The sequence below is a fragment of the Deinococcus sp. LM3 genome, from assembly GCF_002017875.1.
GTDB lineage: Bacteria > Deinococcota > Deinococci > Deinococcales > Deinococcaceae > Deinococcus.
In genome coordinates this window covers 2,805,826-2,827,084 of sequence record NZ_MUFV01000001.1, presented here as the reverse complement: position 1 = coordinate 2,827,084, position 21,259 = coordinate 2,805,826, and the positions used below count along the sequence as shown (strand labels likewise).

General features: G+C 71.2%; 17 protein-coding genes. 8 read left to right on the top strand and 9 right to left on the bottom strand.

Annotated elements, in window-relative coordinates; genetic code table 11:
• Positions 1-20 precede the first annotated feature (20 nt).
• Positions 21-1,178, bottom strand: a complete 1,158-nt coding sequence (gene argJ, locus BXU09_RS13300) for a bifunctional glutamate N-acetyltransferase/amino-acid acetyltransferase ArgJ (protein ID WP_078303907.1) — start codon at positions 1,176-1,178, stop codon at positions 21-23.
• A 61-nt stretch (positions 1,179-1,239) separates the two neighbouring features.
• Here argJ and BXU09_RS13295 point away from each other — a divergent pair, with 61 nt between their 5' ends.
• Positions 1,240-2,853 carry a GMC family oxidoreductase N-terminal domain-containing protein gene (locus tag BXU09_RS13295; protein WP_078303899.1) on the top strand — a complete coding sequence of 538 codons (1,614 nt, stop codon included), beginning with the start codon at positions 1,240-1,242 and terminating at the stop codon, positions 2,851-2,853.
• Positions 2,854-2,977: 124 nt separating this feature from the next.
• On the top strand, positions 2,978-3,505 hold the full coding sequence (locus BXU09_RS13290) for a hypothetical protein (protein WP_078303890.1): 528 nt from the start codon (positions 2,978-2,980) through the stop codon (positions 3,503-3,505).
• 117 nt (positions 3,506-3,622) lie between these two features.
• Here BXU09_RS13290 and BXU09_RS13285 read toward each other — a convergent pair whose 3' ends face one another.
• Both BXU09_RS13285 and BXU09_RS13280 read right to left on the bottom strand, forming a co-directional pair.
• On the bottom strand, positions 3,623-5,452 hold the full coding sequence (locus BXU09_RS13285) for an arginine--tRNA ligase (protein WP_078303887.1): 1,830 nt from the start codon (positions 5,450-5,452) through the stop codon (positions 3,623-3,625).
• A gap of 207 nt (positions 5,453-5,659) precedes the next feature.
• The gene (locus tag BXU09_RS13280) at positions 5,660-6,565 is read right to left on the bottom strand and encodes a transglutaminase family protein (protein ID WP_078303884.1); all 906 of its coding nucleotides are present in this window, start codon (positions 6,563-6,565) and stop codon (positions 5,660-5,662) included.
• 105 nt (positions 6,566-6,670) lie between these two features.
• Here BXU09_RS13280 and BXU09_RS13275 point away from each other — a divergent pair, with 105 nt between their 5' ends.
• Positions 6,671-8,731: a thioredoxin domain-containing protein gene (locus tag BXU09_RS13275; RefSeq protein WP_078305030.1), complete on the top strand. Its 2,061-nt coding sequence runs from the start codon at positions 6,671-6,673 to the stop codon at positions 8,729-8,731.
• Positions 8,732-8,842: 111 nt separating this feature from the next.
• Here the strand turns inward: BXU09_RS13275 and rpiA are convergent, their stop codons facing one another.
• On the bottom strand, positions 8,843-9,547 hold the full coding sequence (gene rpiA, locus BXU09_RS13270) for a ribose 5-phosphate isomerase A (RefSeq protein ID WP_276205841.1): 705 nt from the start codon (positions 9,545-9,547) through the stop codon (positions 8,843-8,845).
• On the bottom strand, positions 9,544-10,038 hold the full coding sequence (locus BXU09_RS13265; RefSeq protein WP_078303881.1) for a peroxiredoxin: 495 nt from the start codon (positions 10,036-10,038) through the stop codon (positions 9,544-9,546). Before BXU09_RS13265 ends, rpiA begins: the two co-directional genes overlap by 4 nt.
• A gap of 90 nt (positions 10,039-10,128) precedes the next feature.
• On the opposite strand from BXU09_RS13265, the gene deoC reads away from it, so the two are divergent.
• Genes deoC through BXU09_RS13240 form a run of 5 tightly spaced genes read left to right on the top strand, consistent with a single transcriptional unit; the run spans position 10,129 to position 14,834 of the window.
• Positions 10,129-10,791: a deoxyribose-phosphate aldolase gene (deoC, locus tag BXU09_RS13260; RefSeq protein ID WP_078303876.1), complete on the top strand. Its 663-nt coding sequence runs from the start codon at positions 10,129-10,131 to the stop codon at positions 10,789-10,791.
• Entirely contained in the window at positions 10,791-11,435 is a 645-nt protein-coding gene (locus tag BXU09_RS13255) for a Maf family nucleotide pyrophosphatase (RefSeq protein WP_078303871.1), read from the top strand. The genes deoC and BXU09_RS13255 overlap by 1 nt, the downstream gene beginning before the upstream one ends.
• Complete coding sequence (mreC, locus tag BXU09_RS13250) at positions 11,432-12,214, top strand: rod shape-determining protein MreC (protein WP_078303869.1); 783 nt, start codon at positions 11,432-11,434, stop codon at positions 12,212-12,214. The genes BXU09_RS13255 and mreC overlap by 4 nt, the downstream gene beginning before the upstream one ends.
• On the top strand, positions 12,211-12,750 hold the full coding sequence (locus tag BXU09_RS13245; RefSeq protein ID WP_078303865.1) for a Rod shape-determining protein MreD: 540 nt from the start codon (positions 12,211-12,213) through the stop codon (positions 12,748-12,750). The genes mreC and BXU09_RS13245 overlap by 4 nt, the downstream gene beginning before the upstream one ends.
• Positions 12,747-14,834: a penicillin-binding transpeptidase domain-containing protein gene (locus tag BXU09_RS13240; protein WP_240501242.1), complete on the top strand. Its 2,088-nt coding sequence runs from the start codon at positions 12,747-12,749 to the stop codon at positions 14,832-14,834. The genes BXU09_RS13245 and BXU09_RS13240 overlap by 4 nt, the downstream gene beginning before the upstream one ends.
• A gap of 54 nt (positions 14,835-14,888) precedes the next feature.
• On the opposite strand, the gene BXU09_RS13235 is transcribed toward BXU09_RS13240, so the two are convergent.
• From BXU09_RS13235 to aroE, 4 genes are all read right to left on the bottom strand, one after another.
• Positions 14,889-15,287: an OsmC family protein gene (locus tag BXU09_RS13235; RefSeq protein WP_078305028.1), complete on the bottom strand. Its 399-nt coding sequence runs from the start codon at positions 15,285-15,287 to the stop codon at positions 14,889-14,891.
• Positions 15,288-15,323: 36 nt separating this feature from the next.
• Complete coding sequence (locus BXU09_RS13230) at positions 15,324-16,610, bottom strand: hybrid sensor histidine kinase/response regulator (protein WP_078303858.1); 1,287 nt, start codon at positions 16,608-16,610, stop codon at positions 15,324-15,326.
• A gap of 133 nt (positions 16,611-16,743) precedes the next feature.
• Positions 16,744-20,049 carry a CHASE domain-containing protein gene (locus tag BXU09_RS13225; protein WP_144012118.1) on the bottom strand — a complete coding sequence of 1,102 codons (3,306 nt, stop codon included), beginning with the start codon at positions 20,047-20,049 and terminating at the stop codon, positions 16,744-16,746.
• A complete protein-coding gene (aroE, locus tag BXU09_RS13220; RefSeq protein ID WP_346417577.1) occupies positions 20,049-20,924 on the bottom strand; it encodes a shikimate dehydrogenase in 876 nt (291 codons plus the stop codon). Before aroE ends, BXU09_RS13225 begins: the two co-directional genes overlap by 1 nt.
• Positions 20,925-21,259 lie beyond the last annotated feature (335 nt).

Sequence of the window (21,259 nt, the reverse complement as noted above, 5' to 3'; positions counted from 1 at the left end):
TGAACGGCCCGCCTCCCGGTTCAGGTCGTGTAGTCGGCGTTGATGCTGACGTACTCGGCGCTGAGGTCGCAGCCCCAGGCCTCGCCGCGCGCGTCGCCAACGCCGAGGTCGATGGTGAACACGACCTCCTCTGCTTTCATGCTGGCGCTGACCTGCGCGTCGTCGTACGGGAGCGGCTTGCCGCCGAAGACGGGGTGGCCCTGCACGCTGACGGTCAGGCGTTCGATGTTCGCCTGTGCGCCGCTGCGGCCCACCGCCATGATCACGCGGCCCCAGTTGGGGTCGTTGCCGTGAACGGCGCTTTTCAGCAGGGGACTGACGCAGCAGGTACGGGCGGCGGCCAGCGCTTCGGCCTCGCTGGCGGCGCCGCTGACCTGCACGGTCAGGAGTTTGGTGGCGCCCTCGCCGTCGGCGGCGATCTGGCGGGCCAGGTCGCGCATGACGCCTTCCAGGGCGGTCAGGAACTCGGTCAGGTCGGCGGGTCCGGCCTCGCCGTTGCACAGGACGATGGCCATGTCGTTGGTGCTGGTGTCGCCGTCCACGGTGACGGCGTTGAAGGTGCGGTTCACGATGGCGGGGAACGCCTCGCGCAGCGCCGTCTGGTCGATCTGTGCGTCGGTGAAGGCGAAGGCGAACATGGTCGCCATGTCCGGGTGGATCATGCCGCTGCCCTTGGCGGTGCCGACGATGCGGGCGCCGCTGCCCAGGGTGACGCTGGCGGTCTTGGGGTGCGTGTCGGTGGTCATGATCGCGGCGGCGAAGGGGTCGGCGGCGCTGTCCAGTTCGTCCGGGAGGTGCTCGATGCCACTCAGGACCCTGTCCATGGGCAGCAGGTGTCCGATGATGCCGGTGCTGGCGGTCAGGACGGCCTCCGGGTCCACGTTCAGGACGCTGCCCAGCGCGTCGGCCATGTCGGCGTTGTCGTTCGCGCCGCGCCGGCCGGTGGCGGCGTTCGCGTTGCCGGCGTTGACCAGCAGGGCGCGCACGGGCGTGCCCTGCGCGTACAGGTCGCGGTTGCGGGTGACGCAGGCGGCGGCGGTGGTGCTGCGCGTGCCCGCGAAGGCCCAGGTGCAGTCGCGGGCGCTGGTCACGCCGCTCAGGTCGGTCTTGCCGCTGGGTTTGATACCGGCCGCCATGGCGGCGGCGGTGAAGCCGGTGGGGAACGTCAGGCCACTCATGCAGGGGAGTGTAGCGGGCGGCGGGCCGTGCGGGTCGGGGGCGGGTCTATACTCGGTGCAAATGAAACCGAATTCACTGGAGTCGCGCCCGCGCGCGGACGTCGTCATCGTGGGGGCCGGGTCGGGCGGGTGTGTCGCGGCGCGGCGGCTGCTGGACGCGGGCCTGCGGGTGCTGCTGCTGGAGGCGGGCGGCCCGGACCGGCATCCGCTGATCCGCGCGCCCGGCGCGTTCCCGAAACTGTTCCGCAGCGCCGTGGACTGGAACCTGACGACCACCCCGCAGGAGCACGCGGGCGGCCGGGCGTTCTACTGGCCGCGCGGGAAGGTGCTGGGCGGCAGCAGCGCCATCAACGCGACCATCTGGATTCGCGGTTCCAGGCGGGACTTCGACGGCTGGGGCGAGGGCTGGACCTGGGAGGACGTGCTGCCGGAATTCCGGGCGCAGGAGGCCTTCCGGGGTGAGCCGTCCGGGGCGCGCGGCACGGACGGCCCGATGCCGGCGGGCGCGCGGGCCGGGTCGCACGCGCTGAGCGAGGCGTTCGTGCGCTCGGCGGCGCTGGGACTGGGTGTCCCGGTCGCCCGCACCTTCAACGACGGGGTGCTGGAGGGCGCGGCGCTGCTCGAAAGCAACCACCGGCGCGGCGAACGCTACAGCGCCTTCCGGGCGTTCCTGAGCCCCGTCCTGAACCACCCGAACCTGACGGTCCTGACCGGCGCGCACGTCCTGCGGGTGCTGTGGTCCGGGCGCGGCGACACGCTGCGCGCCTCGGGCGTGCGGCTGCGCTGGCAGGGGCGCACGCTGGACGCCCCGGCGGGCGCGGTGATGCTCGCGGCGGGCGCGGTGCAGACCCCGCAACTGCTGATGCTCTCGGGCGTCGGGCCGCACGCGGAGCTGCACCGGCACGGCATCGGGACGCAGCTGGAGCTGCCGGGCGTGGGCGGCGGCCTGCAGGATCACCTGGCGGTGCCGGTCATCACGCGCTCGCGCCTGACCTCGTTGGACCGCGTGCCGCAGGCCGAGGCGCTGGCCCGCTACCTGTGGGACCGCAGCGGTCCCCTGAGCAGCAACGTGGCCGAGGCGAGCGCGTTCTCGCACGCCCGGCCCGGCCTGGACGCGCGCACGGACGACCCGGACATCCAGTTTCATTTCGGCCCGGCGTACTTCCGGGATCACGGCGCGAAGACCGAACCCGGCGACCACTTCACGGTCGGGCCGGTGCTGGTGGACACGCACAGTCGCGGGCGGATCACGCTGGCGTCCGCCGATCCGCAGGCCGCGCCGGTCATCGACCCGGCGTACCTGTCGGACGAACGGGACGTGCAGAGCCTGATCGCGGGCGTGCGGCAGGCCCGTGACATCGCCGCCTCGGCCCCGCTGTCGGGCCTGCGCGGCGCGGAAGTCCTGCCGGGCGAGGGCGTGCGCACCGACGCGGGCCTGCGCCGCCACGTGCAGCAGGAATGCGCCACGCTGTACCACCCGGTCGGGACGGCCGCGCTGGGCGACGGACCGGACGCCGTCGTGGACCGCCAGCTGGCGCTGCGGGGCGCGCGGGGCCTGTGGGTCGCGGACGCCAGCGTCATGCCGCGCATCATTCACGCGAACACCAACGCCACGAGCATGATGATCGGCGGACGCGCCGCCCGGTTCCTGCTCGATGACCTGGGCAGGCCGTGACCTTCGCGCCCTGCCCGGCCCACCCGGCCCACCCCGCCCGGCTGACCGCCACTTGACGCCCCCCGCACGTTCCTCATGTTCAGTTCATGAGGTCCGGCAGGGGACCGCGTAGGGTGACGACAACATGAAGCCCCGCTCCCTGACCCTGACGCTCGCTGCCGGCCTCCTCCTGACCGGCTTCGCAGCCGCCGCGCCCGTGAAGCTCGGCAACGTCCCCGTGACCGTCGAACCGAACGCGAAAATGCTGACCCTCAGCGCCGCCGGCATCCGCAGCGCCTTCCCCAGCGCCGCCGGCCGCCCGGACGCCGTGTTCATGACCGAGGACCGCAAGGTCAGCGTCGCCTTCGAGTGGCGCGCCAGCAAACTCGCCGCGAACGAAGTCTCCAAACTCGTCGAGCAGTTCCCCGGCGTGATCCGCGCGCAGGTACCGAACGTCAAGACGCTCAAGGCGAACCTCGTCACGCTCGGCGGTTCCCCCTGGGCGCAGTTCGTGTTCACCACCCCCAGCCAGGGCGACGAACTGCGCCGCGAACTGATGGTCACCAGCGTCGGCGGCCGCATGCTGGTCATGACCATCGCCGGGAACGTCAAGGATTACAGCCGCAACGAGGCGGTCGTGCGCAACCTCGCCAACAGCGTCCGCGTGAACTGACCCCGGCCTGAAAGCAGGTGGGCGGCCCCAGCTTCTCGCGGGGCCGCCCATCTCTGTAATTCTCATCGGCTCCGCGCGGGTGGAACGGCCCTGCCAGCCATTCCACCCGAGTCCGTGTCACATCGCGGCGGGAATCTCGATGCCGATCAGGGCCAGGGTCTCCTCGAAGGCCACGCGCAGGCGGGCCACCAGGGCGAGGCGGGCTTCGCGCAGGCCCTCGGGGCTGGCCAGCACGTTCGTGGCGGGTTTGCCCTGCTTGTCCCTGGCGTTGTACCAGGCGTTGAAGGCGGTGGCGAGGTCCAGTGCGTACTGCGCGACCACGTGTGGGGAGTGCGCGCGCACACTCTGCGCGACGACTTCCGGGAGTTTGGCGACCGTCTTGGCGAGCGCGAGGTCGATGTCGGGCAGGGCGTCCCAGGCCGCGCCGGTGCCGTCGGTGGCGTACCCGGCCTCGGCACCCTTGCGCAGGATGTTCGCGGCGCGGACGGCGGCGTACTGCACGTAGGGGGCGGTGTCGCCGTTCAGGGCGAGGGCCTGCTCCCAGCGGAAGTCGATCTTGCGGGTGGGTTCGGCCTTCAGCATGGCGAAGCGGATGGCGCCGATGCCGATGCGGCGGGCGATCTCGGCGGCGTCCTCGCGGGCGGCGAGGGCCGGGTTGAGTTCCGTGAGGGCCGCCAGGGCACGGGTCTGCGCCTCGTCCATGGCGGCGTCGGCGCTGACGGTCACGCCCTTGCGGCCGCTGATGGTCTGCCCTTCCAGGGTCACGAAGGCGTACGACAGGTGAATGGAGCGGGCTTCCTTCTCGGTCTCGCCCGCCACGCCCAGGGACGCCTTGACGATCTTCTGCGGGTGTTCCTGGCGGGAGTCGATCACGTTGATGACTTCCTGCGCGTGCCCGAAGCGGCCTTCGGTGTCGGGCTGGCCGTCTGGGGCGCTGGTCCAGATGGTGTTGCCTTCGGGGTCGGTGGTGAACGGCTTGAACTTCATGCCCTCGAACAGCCCGAACTTCCAGAACTGGTAGCCCACGTCCTTGGCGACGTACATGGCGGTGCCGTCCGTGCGGCGCAGCACCACGTTCGATTCCTCCAGGTTGGGCATGAACGCGGACACGTCCATCACGAACGCCCCGGCGAACTTGCCCTCGGTGGGGTGGCTGGTGTACGGGCTGCCCTCCAGGATGTTCAGGCCGTGCCCGAGGAAGCCGCTGCCGACCACGTCGGACTCCCAGGCCAGCAGGTCGTAGCGGGCGCCCAGTCGGAAGCAGGTCTGAAGGTGCGCGTGGACGATCTTCTCGACCTCGCCGCGCAGTTCACCGGCTTCCAGGCGGTGCATGATCGCCGTGATCCCGCCTTCCAGTTCGGCCTTGGCGGGGTCGGCGTTCAGGCGCACGTAGCCTTCGCCCATCCAGTGGTCGTACTTCTGGATGCCGTCCCAGGTCAGGCCGTAGTGCGCGGCGGCGAACAGGCTCTCGGCGGCCTGACGGCCGGTGTCGTCGATGTAGTTCTGCACCTCGACCGTGTGCCCGGCCGCGCGGAAGATGCGCGCCATGGAGTCGCCCAGCACCACGTTTCGCAGGTGCCCGACGTGCAGTTCCTTGTTCGGGTTGACGCTGGTGTGCTCGATCACGACCTTGCCGTTCAGGGCCGGCATGGCGAAGGGCTGCTCGACGACGCCGCGCACGAACGCGGCCACGTCCACGAAGAAGTTCAGGAACGGCCCGGCGGCCTCCACGCGGCTGATGCCCTGCGGCAGCACGACCGTCTGCGCGAGCTGCTGCGCGACCTGCGCGGGGTTGCCGCCGATCGCCTTGGCAATCTGGAACGCGGCGGGCGTGCCGTAATCGCCGGGTTTGGTGGCCGGGGTTTCCTGAATCGCCACGTCGAGCGGCGCGCCGAGTGCAGCGGCCGCCGTCTCGACCGCCTGTTTGAGTTGAGCCTTGAGGTCCATAACCTGGGAGTTTACCAGCGGTCGGCCCCCGTGCGGGCTCCTGCCCCGTGTCATACGGATTCCGTCTGTTTCGTTGACAACCCGGAACATCACCGGGTGGTCAACTCCACGCCCGGAACCCGTTTCTCTCCCGCTCTGCGGGGCAGCTCTACGAGTCGCATCCGCTCGGATTGAACGGCTCTGTAAGCCATTCACTCGGAGTCCGCATCAGAACACGCGCGGGTTGGGTGGGTCGTTCAGGGTCATGCCGTCCGGGGCCTCGTCGGCCCAGACGGTCATGCTGGTCAGGCGGGCGTTTCCGAAGGTGGTGGTGAAGGCGACGTCCGAGGCGTCGCGGCCCTGCGCGATCACGATCCGTCCGGCGCGGGGCCGGTTGTGGCGGGCGTCGAAGGTACGCCACTGGCCGTCCAGGTAGGCCTCGAACCACGCGTGGAAGTCCATGGGGACCGGATCGGGTTTGATGTCGATGTCGGGCAGGTAGCCGCACACGTACCGGGCGGGGATGTTCAGGGCGCGGCAGTACGCGACGCCCATGTGCGCGAAGTCCCGGCACACGGCGCGGCCGCTGGCGAGCGCCTGACTGGCGGTGGTGGCGCTGGTGCTGCCCGAGCCGTACACGCACGCGCCGTACAGGTGGTCGCTGATGGCCTGCACGGTCGCCCAGCCGCCCTGAATATGCCCGAAGCGCGCCCAGGCGTCGTCGCTGATCAGGTCGCTGTCCACGTAGCGGCTGGGCAGCAGGTACGTGAGGACCTCGTCCGGCAGCGCCTCGACCGGGGTTTTCGGTAGGGTCGGCAGGGTCGGGTCCGGGTTGCGGCTGATCAGCGCGATCAGGTCGTGCCCGACCGTGAAGGTCCCGGCGGGCGCCAGGGCGCGCCAGACGGTGTTGCCGTGCGTGTCTGTGTACGAGTGGATGCCCTGCGCCGCCCCCAGTGGCCGCTGATCCTCGATGCGCTGGCGGGTGCCGGTGGGGTGCAGGCGGTCGGCGGGTTGCACCACGAACAGCATGGGGGTGGGGAACGGAACGTCGAAGGTCAGGCGGAAGCCCGCGCGAATCCGGACGGGATTCTGAAAGGAGGTCAGGTCGGGGGTCGCGCTGGAGGGCTGGGCCATGCGCCCCAGTGTGCGGCCTGCGCGGGCGCGGGCGGGTGTGAAGTCTACTCGGCGCGGCATTCATGTTTGCCCGGCGGTGCGGGCCGGGGCGCTAGGGTGGGCAGCATGAACCGACTGGCCCAGGAAAGCAGTCCGTACCTCGCGCAGCACGCCGGCAACCCGGTGGACTGGTGGCCGTGGGGCGAGGAGGCGTTCGCGGAGGCGGCGCGGCGCGACGTGCCGGTGCTGCTGTCGGTGGGGTACTCGACCTGCCACTGGTGTCACGTGATGGCGCACGAGAGTTTCGAGGACGAGGCGACGGCGGCGTTCATGAACCGGCACTTCGTGAACGTGAAGGTGGACCGCGAGGAACGTCCGGACGTGGACGCGGTGTACATGGCGGCCACGCAGGCGCTGACCGGGCAGGGCGGGTGGCCCATGACGGTGTTCCTGACCGCGTCGGGCGAGCCGTTCTACGCCGGGACGTACTTCCCGCCGCAGGACGGGCACGGCCTGCCGAGTTTCATGCGGGTCATGGGCAGCGTGGAGCGCGCGTGGCGTGAGGAACGCGGCAAGCTGCTGGGGAACGCGCAGGCGCTGACCGAGCATGTGCGCGAGGCCGCCCGTCCCCGCCCGTCCGACGGGGCGTTCGGGCCGGAGTTGCTGGAGCGGGGTGTGGAGAACCTGCGCCGCGCCTTCGACGCGGACCGGGGGGGCTTCGGCGGCGCGCCGAAATTCCCGGCGCCGACCACGCTGGATTTCCTGCTGACCCGCCCGGACGGGCGTCTGATGGCGCTGCACACGCTGCGGCGGATGCTCTCGGGCGGCCTGCACGACCAGCTGGGCGGCGGCTTTCACCGCTACAGCGTGGACGACGCGTGGCGGGTGCCGCACTTCGAGAAGATGCTGTACGACAACGCGCAGCTGACCCGCACACTGCTGCGCGCCTATCAGGTGAGCGGTGACGGGGCGTTCGCGCAGGCGGCGCGGGCCGCGCTGGAGTACCTGCGCCGCGAGATGCTCGCCCCGCAGGGCGGGTTCTACAGCGCCCAGGACGCCGACACGCCCACCCCGGACGGCGGCGTGGAGGGCCTGACGTTCACCTGGACGCCCGCCGAGGTGCAGGCCGCGCTGGCGGCCGGCGGGCCGGGCCACGAGGAGGACGCGGCGCTGATCGCGCGGCACCTGGGCATCACGGACCCCGGCAACTTCGAGGACCCGCACCAGCGCGCGTACGGTCGGCGTTCCGTGCCGTTCGTGGCGCTGCCCGTGCCGGATCTGGCGGCCGGGCTGGGCCAGCCGGAAGAGGACGTGCAGGCCCGCCTGGACGGCCTGAAGGCGCGGCTGCTGACGGCGCGGCAGGCGCGGACGCAGCCCGGCACGGACGACAAGGTCCTGACCTCCTGGAACGGGCTGGCGCTGGCGGCCTTCGCGGACGCCGCACGGATCCTGCGCGAACCCGCGTACCTGGAGGTCGCGCGCCGCAACGCCGACTTCGTGCGCGCGCACCTGCGGCGGCCGGACGGCACGCTGCGGCACGTCTGGAGCGGCGCCCAGGCTCGCGTGGAGGGCCTGCTGGAGGATCACGCGCTGTACGCGCTGGGGCTGGTCGCGCTGTTCCAGGCGGGCGGCGACCCGGCGCACCTGCACTGGGCGCGCGAGTTGTGGCAGGTCACGCAGCGGGACTTCTGGAACGACGAGGCGGGCGTGTTCATGGCGTCCGGCGGGCAGGCCGAAGCGCTGCTGACCCGGCAGGCGCAGGGCTTCGACAGCGCCGTGATCAGCGACAACGCCGCCGGGGCGCTACTGGCCCTGTGGATGGACCGCTACTTCGCGCTGCCGGGCGCCGAGGACACGGCCCGGCGCACCGTTCAGAGCTTCCGGGGCGACATGCTGGCCGCCACCGGGGGCTTCGGGGGACTGTGGCAGGCCGCCGCGTTCCTGCACGCCCCGCACACCGAGGTCGCCATCATCGGCACGCCGCCGGAGCGGGCGCCGCTGGAGGCGGTCGCGGCCCGGCACGCGCTGCCGTTCACGGCGCTGGCCTTCACGGGGGCGGGCGGTGACCTGCCGGTGCTGGAGGCCCGGCCCGGCGGCGGCCTGGGCTTCGTGTGCGTGAACCGCACCTGCGACCTGCCCACCCGGGACGGGGCGACGTTCGACGCGCAACTGGCCCGCCTGGGCTGATCCGGGGAGCTGGGGGGGCGCGGCTCTCCCCCGTTCGCGGCAGGGACACATGGCAGGGAGGGAGGCCCCGGCAACTGAAGTCCGGGGCCTCCCTCCTGCGGGTGACCGCCGTTACTGCGGGCGGAGTTCCTGCACGCCGCCGGGCGCGGCGACGAACGCCACCTGCGCCATGCCCAGGAACAGGCCGGTGTCGATGACGCCGAGGGTGCCTTTCAGCTGCCGTTCGAGCGCGTGGATGTCGTGCCCTTCGGGGATCTGTGCGTCGAAGATCAGGTTGCCGTTGTCGGTCACGTAGGGTTGCGCGCCGTTCTGGCGCAGGCGGCCGGCGGGCAGTACGGCGCGCAGGCGTTCGATGGTGCTCAGGAAGCCGAAGCGGGCGATCTCGATGGGCAGCGGGGCCTTCTCACCGATACGGGTCACGAGTTTGGTGTGGTCGGCGATGATCACGAGTTGCCGGGCCTGCACCTCGGTGAGTTTCTCGCGCAGCAGTGCGCCGCCCAGGCCCTTGATCAGGTTCAGGGCCGGGTCGATCTCGTCGGCGCCGTCGATGGCGATGTCCAGCGGGCGCGGGTCGAGCGCCTCGACGGGAATGCCGACCTGCCGGGCCAGGGCGTCACTGGCCTCGCTGGTGGCGACGCCGGTCACGCCGCTCAGTTCACCGGCGGCCAGTCGGCGGCCGATTTCCTCGATGGCGTACTTGGCGGTGCTGCCGGTGCCCAGGCCCACGCGCATGCCGCTGCCGACCAGGGCGACGGCGCGAATGGCGGCCTCCTTTTTCAGGGCCTCCAGGTCGGGGGCGTGCAGGTCGGCGCTCACGCGTTCTCCTGCGCGCGGTGTTTCTCGATGGCGGCGGCCACGTGGTCGGCGTGCCCGTCGACTTTCACGGCCAGCCAGGATTTCACCAGGGTGCCGTCCGGGGCGATCAGGAACGTCTGGCGTTTGATGCCCTCGGTGACCTTGCCGTACATGTTCTTGGTGCCGTACGACCCGACCTGGCGCAGGAAGGCCGCGCCGTCGTCGCTGAGCAGCGGGAAGGGCAGCGAGTACTTCTCGGCGAAGCGGGCGTGGCTGCCGGCGTCGTCGGCGCTGACGCCCAGCACGGCGGCCCCCAGGGCCTTCAGGGCGGCGTTGTCACGGAAGTCGCAGGCTTCTTTCGTGCAGCCGGGCGTGTCGTCCTTGGGGTACACGTACAGCACCACGTACTGCCCGGCGTAGTCGGTCAGGGTGTGGGTGCGGCCCTGGGCGTCGGGCAGGGCGAAGGCGGGGAACGGCTGGCCGGCCTGCGGCGGGGTGGGTTGGTCGGTCATGGCGTTCCCAGGGTAGCGTGCGCGGCCCCGCAGCGGGCAACCAGCGCCGGACGTTCAATCTTCTTACCCTTGTCTGCGTATGCTGGGGGGGTGAAGCTTGCGCCGTACATTGACCATACCCTGCTTAAACCCACCGCCACCGCTGGCGATATTCAGAAACTGTGCGCCGAGGCCCGTGAGCATTCGTTCTACGCCGTGTGCATCAATCCGGTATTCATCCCGCTGGCGAAAGCCGAACTGGAAGGCAGCGGCGTGAAGGTCGCGACCGTGTGCGGGTTCCCGCTGGGGGCCGTCAGCCCGGACCAGAAGGCTGTGGAGGCCCGCCTGAGCGTCGAGGCGGGTGCGGACGAGGTGGACATGGTGATTCACATCGGCGCGGCGCTGGCGAACGACTGGGACGCTGTGCAGGCCGACGTGCGCGCGGTGCGCCGCGCCATTCCGGACTCGGTGCTGAAGGTGATCATCGAGACCTGCTACCTGAACGAGGAGCAGAAGCGCGGCGCGACCGAGGCGGCCGTGCTGGGCGGCGCGGACTTCGTGAAGACCAGCACGGGCTTCGGCACGGGCGGCGCGACCCTGGACGACGTTCGCCTGATGGCGCAGGTCATCGCGGGCCGCGCGCAGATCAAGGCGGCGGGCGGCGTGCGCAGCGCCCAGGACGCGCTGGACATGATCGAGGCCGGGGCCACGCGCCTGGGCACGTCGGGCGGCGTGGCGCTGGTGGCGGGCGAGCAGAGCGGCGAGGGGTACTAATGACGGGCGTTTCAGGCGGCGCGGACCTCACCGCGCCGCGGGTGGTGCTGGCGTCCGGCAGTCCCCGGCGGCGTGAGCTGCTGGGCGGGCTGGGCGTGACCTTCGAGGTGATCGTCAGCGGCGAGGACGAGGACAGCACCCAGACGGACCCGCACGCGCTGGCAGCGGAGCTGGCGCTGCTCAAGGGCCGCTCGGTGGCGCGCGCGCACCCGGACGCGGTGGTGCTGGCGGCCGACACGGTGGTCGCCGTGGGCGCGGACCTGCTGGCCAAGCCGGCCACGGCCGCCGAGAACGAGGCGTTCCTGCGCCGGCTGTCGGGCCGCACGCATGACGTGTATACCGGTGTGGCGGCCCTGCACGGCGCGGCCGAGTCGGTCGAGGTGGCCCGCACCCGCGTGACCTTCCGCGCGCTGGACGACGCCGAGATCGCGCATTACGCCGCGACGGGCGAGGGGCTGGACAAGGCCGGCGGGTACGGCATCCAGGGCCTGGGGATGGCGCTGGTCGAGCGTCTGGACGGCGAGTATTCGAACGTGGTGGGCTTTCCGCTGTCGGTCGTGATCCGGCTGCTGCGCGGCGCGGGCGTGCCGGTGTGGGGCAGCGTGCGCGGTGCCGACCGGCCCGTGGGGGTCGCCGGGGCGTGAGCGAGGGCCGGAAACTCCTGTTCGTCACGCTGGGCCTGCTGTTTCTCAGCATGGTCACCACGCGGTTTCAGGTGGTGGCTCCCTCGTCGTGGCGGGCCGGGACGGCGCCCATCACGCAGGCGTCGGTCGTGGCGGCCGACAACGTGCGCCGCGCCTACGTGACCCTGGTACACGAGCGGGAACTGTCCCGTCAGGTGAGCACGCTCGGCAAGCAGAACGACACGCTGCGCCAGCAGAACGAACTGCTGCGCCGCGAGGTCTCGCGGCTGCGGCAGGTCATGAACATCACGACCACGCAGGCCCCGAACGCACTGGGGATCGCGCAGGTGATCGCGGTGGATCCCAGTCCGCTGCTGGCGCGGCTGGACCTGAACCGTGGCTCGGCGGACGGCGTGCGGCTGCGGATGCCGGTCACCGTTCCGGCCGGGCTGGTCGGTCAGATCACCAGCGTCTCCGAGCAGCGGTCCACGGTCGTGGCGCTGGTCGACCCGGAAAGCAGCGTGGGCGTGACCCTGCAGGGCAACCGGGGCGGGCGCGGACTGGCGCGGGGCGTGCCGCCGGACCGGCTGCGCGCCGAGTTCTCACGCAGCGTGCCGATCAAGGTCGGGGACGTGCTCGTCACGAACAGTCTGGGTGGGGTGTTCCCGGTCGGGATCCGGGTCGGGACGGTCGAGAAGGTGCTGCCGCTCGGCCCGAACGACATCAGCCGCACCGTCATCGTGAAACCCAGCGTGGACGTGGGCGTGATCGAGGACGTCACGCTGCTGGAGGGCCTGTGAGAAACGCCTATCCTGTCCCGCGCGGGCCGCTGCGCTGGGTCAAACTGATCGTGTACGCCGCGCTGCTGATCGCGGCGCAGGGCCTGCTGTCGCGCCTGTCGGACGCGGCGGGCATTCCCGCGCCGGACCTGTTCCTGCTGACCGGCGCGGCGCTGGTGTGGCGACTGCCGCCCCCCTGGGCGGTGCTGGCCGCGTACGGGGTGGGGCTGGGGCAGGACCTGCTGGGCAGCGGGGCGCTGGGCCTGCACGCGGCGGGCGTGGCGGGGGGCGCGCTGCTGACCCTGCTGGTGCGGCGTTACGTGGCCGACAGCGGCGTGTTCCAGATGCTGCTGACGGTCCTGATGGCCGTCGTGGGCGAGTGGCTGGCGTTCCTGATCCTGAACTACTGGCTGCGCGCGGACCTGATCACGGCCGACCTGCTGCGGACCACGGTGCCGCTGGTGTTCGCGGGCACGCTGGTGCTGTACCCGCTGTGGGAGCGGGTCGTGGCGTGGGCCTTCGGTTCGCGCAGCGGCCCCGAGGAGCACCTCGCGTGAGCCGCGCCGGAGAGGCCATGGACCGCCAGGACCGGCTGCGGCGCCGGGCGGGTGCGCGCGGGCGGGCACGTCCGGCGCGCGCCGCGCACGAGGGAGCGGCGCGGGTCCGCTGGACGGCGCTGGCCTTCAGCCTGGGCCTGCTGGCGCTGGGCGGCCGGCTGTACCAGTTGCAGGTCGTGCAGCACGATCAGTACGCGGTGCGTTCGGCCAGCAACTACCAGCGTGACGAGGTCATCCCGGCGCTGCGCGGCGAGATCCGCACCCGTGACGGCGTGCTGCTCGCCACGAACCGCCTCGCGGTGGACCTGGTATACACGGGCCGCCGCGACCCGACCGATCCGGAGCAGGCGATTCCCTCCTGGGACAAGATCGTGTACCTCGCAGGCATCAAGCCCGACGTGCTGGAGAACGGACAGCCGCGCGAACCGGACCGGCAGCGGGAGGCCGAGACGGTCCTGGCGCGGAACATCCCGCAGGAGAAACTCTCGGCGATCTACGAGTACACGGTGCTGGTCCCCAGCCTCGAACTGCGCGAACGCCTGGAGCGGGTGTACCCGCAGGGCAAGATGGCCGGGCACCTGCTCGGGTACGTGCAGGAAGCCAGCGAGAAGCAGGTCGAGGAGGACGGGTACACCCTGGGCGATCTGGTGGGCCGCAGCGGGCTGGAGTACAGCCTGCAAGACACCCTGCAGGGCAAGAACGGCCTGAAACGCCGCGAGGTCACGGCGGGCGGCAAACCGCAGACCGAGCGCGTCATCACGCCGGGCCAGAAGGGGCAGGACGTGACCCTGACCATCGAGTCGTCCCTGCAACGCACCGCCGAGCAGGCGCTGCGCGAGGGCCTGAAGGACGTGAACGCCGGCCGCGCGAAGTTCGGCAAGCCCGCCGAGCCGTACACGCGCGGCGCGGTGATCGCCATCGACCCGCGCACGAACGAGGTGCTGGCCATGGCGAGCAGTCCCGCGTACGACCCGAACTGGTTCTCGCGGGTGCCGAGCCCGGATCCGGCCGCCAAGAACTGGGCGATCGACCCGAACCGGCCGCTGGCCGAGCTGGACGCCGTGACCTCCAACCGCGTGGTGCAGGCGTACAACCCGGGCAGCGTGTTCAAGATCGCCACGACCCTGATGTACGTGGAGAAGTGGGGGAACTTCACCATGAACTGCGCGCCCACGTACTACTTCGGGCGGGCCGCGTTCCGCAACTGGGCGGGGTACGGGCTGGGGCCGGTGGACGGCCGCAAGGCCGTGGCGTTCTCGTGCAACCCCTGGTACTACGATTCGGCGGCGCGCGCCGGGACCGAAGCCTACTCGCGGCAGCTCAAGTCCCGCCTGACCGAACTGGGCTACAACGCCCCCACCGGCCTGGAACTCGTGGGCGAGAAGACCGGGATGCTGCTCGACGCGGACGACTACACCAACCCGAACGCGCCGTGGTATCCGGGCTTCGCGCTGAACATGAGTATCGGTCAGGGCGACGTGCTGGTCACGCCGGCGCAGGTCGTGTCCGTGATGTCCACCATCATCGGCGGCGGGCAGAAGCGTCCCCTGACAGTGCTGAAGGCCGTGGACGGCACGCCGGTCCCGCGCAAACCGGCCGTGAACGTGGTCCGCAACGGCAACACCGCCGCCTTCGATCTGGTCAAGGAAGGCATGACCTGGACGACCAGCATCCCCACCGGCACGTCCCGCCACGAGGTCGGCCCGGAACTGTTCCCGGTCCGGACCGGCGGGAAGACCGGCACCGCCGAGAACGGCCTGAGCCGCCGGGGCGGGTACGCGTACACGCACGCGTGGTACGAGGGGTACGGGCCGCTGTCCAGCCCGAACTTCGCGGTCGTGGCGTTCTTCCAGAACGGCGGCGAGGGCTCGGGTCCGGCGCTGAAGGCCGTGAAGAAGATGTTCGCGGCCCGCTGGTGCGTGACCCTGGACGAGAAGGGCAGCGCCCTGCCGCTCAGCGCGCAGCAGCCCTGCACGGGCGAACTTGAGGAGATGCACCGGGTGTACAAGGTCCGGGCGCAGCGGGCCGCCGCCGCAGCCAGGGCGGACGCCGGCACGCCCGGCCGCAGCGCCCAGCAACCCTGACCCACAGAAGCAGAGGCCGGAAAGCAGTTGCTCCGGCCTCTCTTCTGTTGCGGGTTACTCCACGCGGGTTTCGACGGTGATCTCGCTGTTCAGGGTCGCGGCGACCGAGCAGTACTTCTCGTGACTGAGGTGCGCGGCCCTGCCGAGGGCCTCGTCGGTGACGCCCTCACCGCTGGCGATGTGACAGACCGTGATGTGCGTGTAGCGTTTCGGGTCGGTGTCGGCGCGTTCACCCTCGACCTCGATGCGGTAGGTGGCGAGCGGCGTGCGGCGCTTTTTCATGATCTCGACCACGTCGTAGGCGGTGCAGGTGGCCAGCGCGCCCAGCAGGGCCTCCATGGGCGAGACGCCCACCTTGGTGGGGCTGTTGTCGATCAGCAGCTGGTGGCCGCTCTCGCTGACGCCCAGGTACCGCTGTTCTCCGAGCCAGGTGACGTTCAGGGTCTTTTTCATGTTGCCCACGGTAGCGCGCCGGGCCGTCCCTGACTGTCAGCCTGTCCGGGCATCTGCGGTCCCGTCGTCTGGGGTCACGTCGTCTGGGGTCACGTCGTCCGGATCGATGGACGGTTCGAGGTCGCCGCCGGTCTCCTCGTCCTCCTCGGGCAGCGGCAGGCGCACGCGGAAGGTCGCGCCGCCACCCGGCGTGTCGACCACGTCGATGGTGCCGCCGTGCGCGGTGACGACCTGCTGCGCGATGGTCAGGCCCAGGCCGGCCGACCCGGCCTCCTTGCCACGGTAGAACTTGTCGAAGATGCGGGGTTTGACGGCGTCCGGCACGCCGGGACCACGGTCCACGACCCGCACCTCCAGTTCGCCGGGGCGGGGCACGATCTCCAGCCAGACCTTGTCGGGGCTGCCGGTCACGCGGATGGCGTTGGTGACGAGGTTGATGAACACCTGGTTCAGGCGGCCGGGGTCGCCGACGATCTCGTACACGCCGTCCGGGGCGTTCACGCCGTAGTCGCGGCCCACCTGCCGCAGCAGCTGCCCGAGGTTCATGAAGTGCATCTCGATGCTCTGCACGAGTTCCCCGCGCGAGAGTTGCAGCAGGTCGTTCACGAGGCGGGTCATGTTCTCCGCGACGCGCTGCGCGTCGAGCAGGGTCTGGCTGCCGCCGGCCTCGCGTTCGGCGCGGCGCAGGTAGCCGTGCAGGGCGGTCAGGGGGGTGCGGAGTTCGTGACTGGTTTCGGCCAGGAAGGTCTTCTGGAGGTTCAGGGCTTCCTCGAGCTGCCGGGCCTGGATTTCCAGGCGCTGGCTCTGGCGTTCGGCGGTGTTGCGCAGCCGCTCGACCTCCTCCAGACGGGCCTGGAGCGAGGCGTTCAGCTGCCGGATCTCCTGCTCGGCGCGTTCGCGGCGGATGCGGGATTCGACCTCGGCGATGGCGCGGCGGATGCTGGGGGCCAGCCGCTCGAGGCGCTGCTTGAGGATGTAGTCGGTGACGCCCTCGCGCAGGGTGTCCACGGCGGTCTCCTCGCCCATCGCGCCGGTCACGATGATGAACGGCACCTTCGGCAGACGCTGGTGCGCGGCGCGGTAGGCGCTCAGGCCGTCGTAGCTGGGCAGCGCGAAGTCGCTGAGGATCAGGTGCGGGGGCGCGCTGCTCAGGGCGTGCAGGAACCCTGGCTCGTCCTCGACGCGGGTGATCTCGACCGACCAGGGCAGGTCAGTCTCGACGTGCATGGTCACGAGTTCGTGGTCGAGTTCGCTGTCTTCCAGGTGCAGGATTCTCAGGGCTTCGCCCTCTCCGGGGACGCCCTGGGTGGCGGGGTGGGTCATACGGACTCCGATTGAATGGGCTGTAAAGCCCGTTCAATCCGAGCGGATGCGAGCAGGAGAGAAACGGGTTCCGGACGTGGAGCTGGCAATCCGGTGAAGTTCCGGATTGTCGGCGAAACAAACGGAATCCGTATCACAGGTCCTCCGGGGTGGTGGGCAGGGTGACGGTGAAGGTGGCGCCCTCGCCGGGTACGGCGTCGGCACTCACCTGTCCTCCGTGACGCGTGACGATTCTTCGCACGTTGGCGAGGCCTATGCCGATGCCCTCGAACTCATCGGCGCGGTGTAGACGCTGAAACACACCGAACAGTTTATCCACGTAACGCGGATCGAACCCCACGCCGTTGTCGCGGACGGTCACGGTCACGGAATCCTCATGTTGCTCGGCGCTGATCCACACGCTGGCGTCGGGGCGTCCGCGCGAGTACTTGATGGCGTTGCTCAGCAGGTTCGTGAAGACCAGACCAAGAAGCCCCTCGTCGGCCGGGACGGTCGGCAGGTCGCCGGGCAGGTGCAGCGTGACGGTGCGCCCGGCCCGGTCGGGTTCCAGGCCGCGCCAGCTCGCCTCGATCAGCGGGCGCAGGCTGACGGGCACGCGCCGCAGTTCCTGACGGCCCATGCGCGAGAAGGCCAGCAGGTCGTCGATCAGCTGACTCATGCGCCCGGCCGAGTCCGTGATGACTTTCAGGTAACGCTGGCCCTTGCCGCTCAGCTGTTCGCCCGTTTCCTTCTGGAGCAGTTCGCCGAACCCCACGATGTGCCGCAGCGGCGTGCGCAGGTCGTGGCTGACGCTGTAACTGAAGGCCTCGAGTTCCCGGTTGGCCGCCTCGAGTTCCAGGGTGCGGCGCTGCACGCGCTCCTCCAGCGACTGGTTCAGGGCGTACAGGTCGGCCTGCGCGGCGTTCACGCGTTCCTGAAGGCGGTCGTTGCCCAGCGCCGAGGCGAAGCGCTGCGCGAGGTCCTGCGCGAGATCCTGATCGCGGTTCGTGAGAGCCTGGCGGTACAGCAGGCCCAGCACGCCCACGAGCGCCCCGTCCCGCCCGACCAGCGGGTAGAACAGCGCGCCCGTGGCACTCACGCGGTGCAGCGCCGGGTCCGAATCGATGAACACCGGGTCCTCGCTGGCCAGCACCTGTTCGATGGCCTGCGCCGCCACGACCTGGAAGGCGGCGGCGTGCCAGGTGGCGCCCGGCGAGGACGCCGCGAGCAGACTGGTGGGATGCACGCTCCAGAGGGCCGCGCTGTCCGCGAAGCGGCTGGGCAGCAGGGCCAGCGCGGCGCGGTAACGGTCGTGCCGCAGCGGGGCGGCCTCGGCGCTGCGGGCGTTGAGCTGCTCGGTCACGTCGGCCAGCAGGCGCGCGGCGTTCTCGGCGTACACCGAGTCGTCCACGTCGGTGCTGGTGCCCACCCATTCCAGCACGCGGCCCGTGGCGTCCCGGACCGGCAGGCCGCGCGTGACGAAGGTACGGTACTGGCCGTCGTGGCGGCGCAGGCGGTGCTCGGATTCGAAGGGCCGCGCCGAGCGCAGCGCGTCGGCCCAGCGGCGCTGGTAGTCGGCGCGGTCTTCCGGGTGCAGCAGATTCAGGAACCCGCCGTGCGCGTGGTCCTCGCCGACGAATTCGCTCCAGCGGCGGTTGAAGTACACGGGCTGCCCGGCCGGATCGGTCAGCCACACGATCTGCGGCATGCCCTCGATCACGCCGCGGTAGCGTTCCTCGTTGCGCTGCGCGAGCCGTTCGGCGGTCACGCGGTCGTGAATGTCGGTGGCGCTCGTCACCCACTCGCTGATCTCGCCGCGGTCGTCGCGCAGCGGCACGACCTTCACGACCACCCAGCGCGGCCCGCCGGGCAGGTGCAGCTGCACCTCGCACTGCGCGCCCTCGCCGCTCTCGGTGGCCTCGCGCCACATCTGGCCGTAGGTGGCGCGGCCGACCGGGTCGAGGTGGCCGCTCAGGCCGGCGCGGCCCAGGCGGACCCCGAACTGCCGGTTCGTGAAGGTGACGGTGCCGTCCGGGCGCCCCACGCTGATCATGTGCGCGATGGCGTCCAGTACCCCGCGCGAGCGGCGTTCACCGGCCTGCACGGCCCGTTCGGCCTCGACGCGGTCCGTGACGTCACGCACGACTTCCAGCAGGCCCAGCAGTTCGCCGCTCTGGCCGCGCACCTCGCCGCGCTGCGCCTCGCCCTGGAAGACGCTGCCGTCCAGGCGTTCGAAGGACGTGGTCAGCGCCTGGAAGGTCGGGCGGTTGTCCAGGCGGCGGTCGAGGTGCAGCGCGCCCAGCAGGCGGCCGTTCAGGGCGTCCGGGTCCGAGCGGAACTGCTCGGTCAGGGCGCGGTTGACCATGCGGATGCGGCCGTCGTCGTCGGTGAAGGCGGCGGCGTCCTGCATGGACTGGAAGATCGCCTCGAACTCCGCGCGGGCCTGCTCCTGCCGGACGCGGGCCTCGGCGAGCGAGACGTTCAGGCGTTCGGCGCGGGTGCGGGCGTCCACCTGCGCCTGCACGAGCAGGAAGGCCATACCGGACGTTCCCAGGCCCAGCAGCACCAGCAGCAGCGGAATGGCGGCCCCGAAATCACGGGCGAAGGCGCTGTCCGCGCCGAACTCCATGGTCCACGGCTGCCCGGCCACGTTGAGGCGGGTGGCGTAGCGGAAGTTCAGGCCGTTCAGGTCGGCGGGGTTGCCGCGCAGCGCCTCGCCGTTCAGCAGCACCTGCGCCCGCAGCGGCGACCCGAACTGGGGGGGCGCGAGGTCCTGCAGGAACTGGTCGGCGCGCACAGCCAGGTACAGGTAGCCGCGCAGGTCGCGGGTGTCGGGATCGTTCCACACGGGCAGCATGATCAGGAACCCGCGCAGGGGCTCGCCGGTCTCGTCGGTCTGCACCAGCCGCAGCAGGGTGGTCGCCTGGGCCGCCCCGCTCTGCCGGGCGCCCTGCAGGGCCGCGCGGCGGGCGGGTTCGCTGTTCAGGTCGAAGCCCAGCGCGCCCCGGTTCACGCTGTTCAGCGGCGCGATCAGCGAGATGACGGCCCGTTCGGCCTGCCCGGTCACGGGCTTCACCTGCACGGGAAAGCCGACGCTTCGGCGCAGCTGCCGCTCGAACGCGGCGGTCTGCGCGGTCGGGACCAGCTGCCCGAACCCGACGGCCTGCACGCCGGGGTAGCGGCTGGCGAGGTCGATGCCGTCCACGAAGCGCGCGAAGGTCGCCTCGTCCCGCGTGGGCCCCTGCGCCTGCCAGGAGGCGCGGGTGGTGTACAGCAGGCGCTCGTACACCGACAGGCGGTCACGCAGCGCCTGCACGTACACGGTCGCCTCCCGCTCGAAGCGGCTGCGCTGCTGCTCGCGCACGAAGGCGTTCACGACCAGCGCGGCCGCCAGCGTGAGGGCCGCGATCAGGATCATGACCGTGACGGGGGCGCGCTGTCCCAGAACGCGCCGCGCCATCAGGTGCCCTGCTCCGGCTGGCCGGCCGGGAGGGTCAGGGCGCGCAGGAACACACTGACCGGTACGTCCGCGCCGGTCCAGGCCCGGAAGGCCAGCCGGGCCTGGTGGGCCAGCATGCCCAGGCCGTTCTCGGCGCTCAGACCGGCCGCGCGGGCCTCGCGCATCAGGCGGGTCTCGGCGGGTCTGTACACCATGTCGTACACCAGTGCCTCGATGGGCAGGCGGGTCAGGAACGCGGCGTCCAGCGGCGTCTGGTCCGGGTCGTTCAGGCCGGCGCTGCTGGCGTTCACGACGAGCGCCGCCGACTCCCACGGGGCCGCGTGAGCGGGCAGGGCCGTCACCTGAAAGTCGGCGTCCGGGACGTGCCAGTCGGCGGCGATGGCCTGCGCGCGTTCCAGGGTGCGGTTCACGACCGTCACGTTCTGCTCGCCGCAGATCAGGGCGTGTACGGCGGCGCGGGCGGCCCCCCCGGCGCCCAGCACGATCACCTCGGCCCCCTGCTCCCAGCTATACCCGGCGTCGGACAGGGCGTCGCGCAGGCCCGGCGAGTCGGTGTTGTCGCCGTGCAGCCGGCCGTTCCGGTGAACGATGGTGTTCACGGCCCCGACCGCCTGCGCCGCGCCGCTCAGGCTGTCGAGCAGCGGCAGGGCCGCCTCCTTGTGCGGGAGGCTCAGGTTCGCGCCCAGCACGCCGGGCACCCGCAACCCCGCGATGGCCGCCGCCAGATCGGCTGGCGGGACGCGCCGCGCCTCGTACGTTCCGGGCAGACCGGCGTGCGCGAAAGCCGCGCGGTGCATCTGCGGCGACAGGGAATGCGCGGCCGGATCGGCGAACAGGAAGGCGCGGGGGGCAGGGGTTCCGTCCGGCAGACTCACCCGGTCAGTTTAGAGCATCTGGTACGGACTCCGATTGGATGGTTTGCCAAAACCGTTCAATCCGAGCAAATCGACTCGTAGAGCTGCTCCGCAGAGTGGGAGCCAAGCGGGTTCCGGGCGTGGAGTTGGCAATCCGGTGACGTTCCGGATTGTCAGCGAAACAAACGGAGTCCGTATGACCCACCTCGGCCGGAACCCGCCGGAGGGACATCAGGCTGACGCGGCCTTCACGTTCGGGGCAGAATGTGCTGCCGGACACGCCGGCCCGGCGGGTTCCTGCACAGAATGTGGGCATCCAGATGACCATCCGACCCCTTCCCTCCCCTGCCCGTACC

Bases quoted from the DNA above. Each gene is read 5' to 3' on its own strand.
- argJ (WP_078303907.1), bottom strand. From the start codon at position 1,178: ATGAGTGGCCTGACGTTCCCCACCGGCTTCACCGCCGCCGCCATGGCG.
- BXU09_RS13295 (WP_078303899.1), top strand. From the start codon at position 1,240: ATGAAACCGAATTCACTGGAGTCGCGCCCGCGCGCGGACGTCGTCATC.
- BXU09_RS13290 (WP_078303890.1), top strand. From the start codon at position 2,978: ATGAAGCCCCGCTCCCTGACCCTGACGCTCGCTGCCGGCCTCCTCCTG.
- BXU09_RS13285 (WP_078303887.1), bottom strand. From the start codon at position 5,452: ATGGACCTCAAGGCTCAACTCAAACAGGCGGTCGAGACGGCGGCCGCT.
- BXU09_RS13280 (WP_078303884.1), bottom strand. From the start codon at position 6,565: ATGGCCCAGCCCTCCAGCGCGACCCCCGACCTGACCTCCTTTCAGAAT.
- BXU09_RS13275 (WP_078305030.1), top strand. From the start codon at position 6,671: ATGAACCGACTGGCCCAGGAAAGCAGTCCGTACCTCGCGCAGCACGCC.
- BXU09_RS13265 (WP_078303881.1), bottom strand. From the start codon at position 10,038: ATGACCGACCAACCCACCCCGCCGCAGGCCGGCCAGCCGTTCCCCGCC.
- BXU09_RS13255 (WP_078303871.1), top strand. From the start codon at position 10,791: ATGACGGGCGTTTCAGGCGGCGCGGACCTCACCGCGCCGCGGGTGGTG.
- BXU09_RS13235 (WP_078305028.1), bottom strand. From the start codon at position 15,287: ATGAAAAAGACCCTGAACGTCACCTGGCTCGGAGAACAGCGGTACCTG.
- BXU09_RS13230 (WP_078303858.1), bottom strand. From the start codon at position 16,610: ATGACCCACCCCGCCACCCAGGGCGTCCCCGGAGAGGGCGAAGCCCTG.
- BXU09_RS13225 (WP_144012118.1), bottom strand. From the start codon at position 20,049: ATGGCGCGGCGCGTTCTGGGACAGCGCGCCCCCGTCACGGTCATGATC.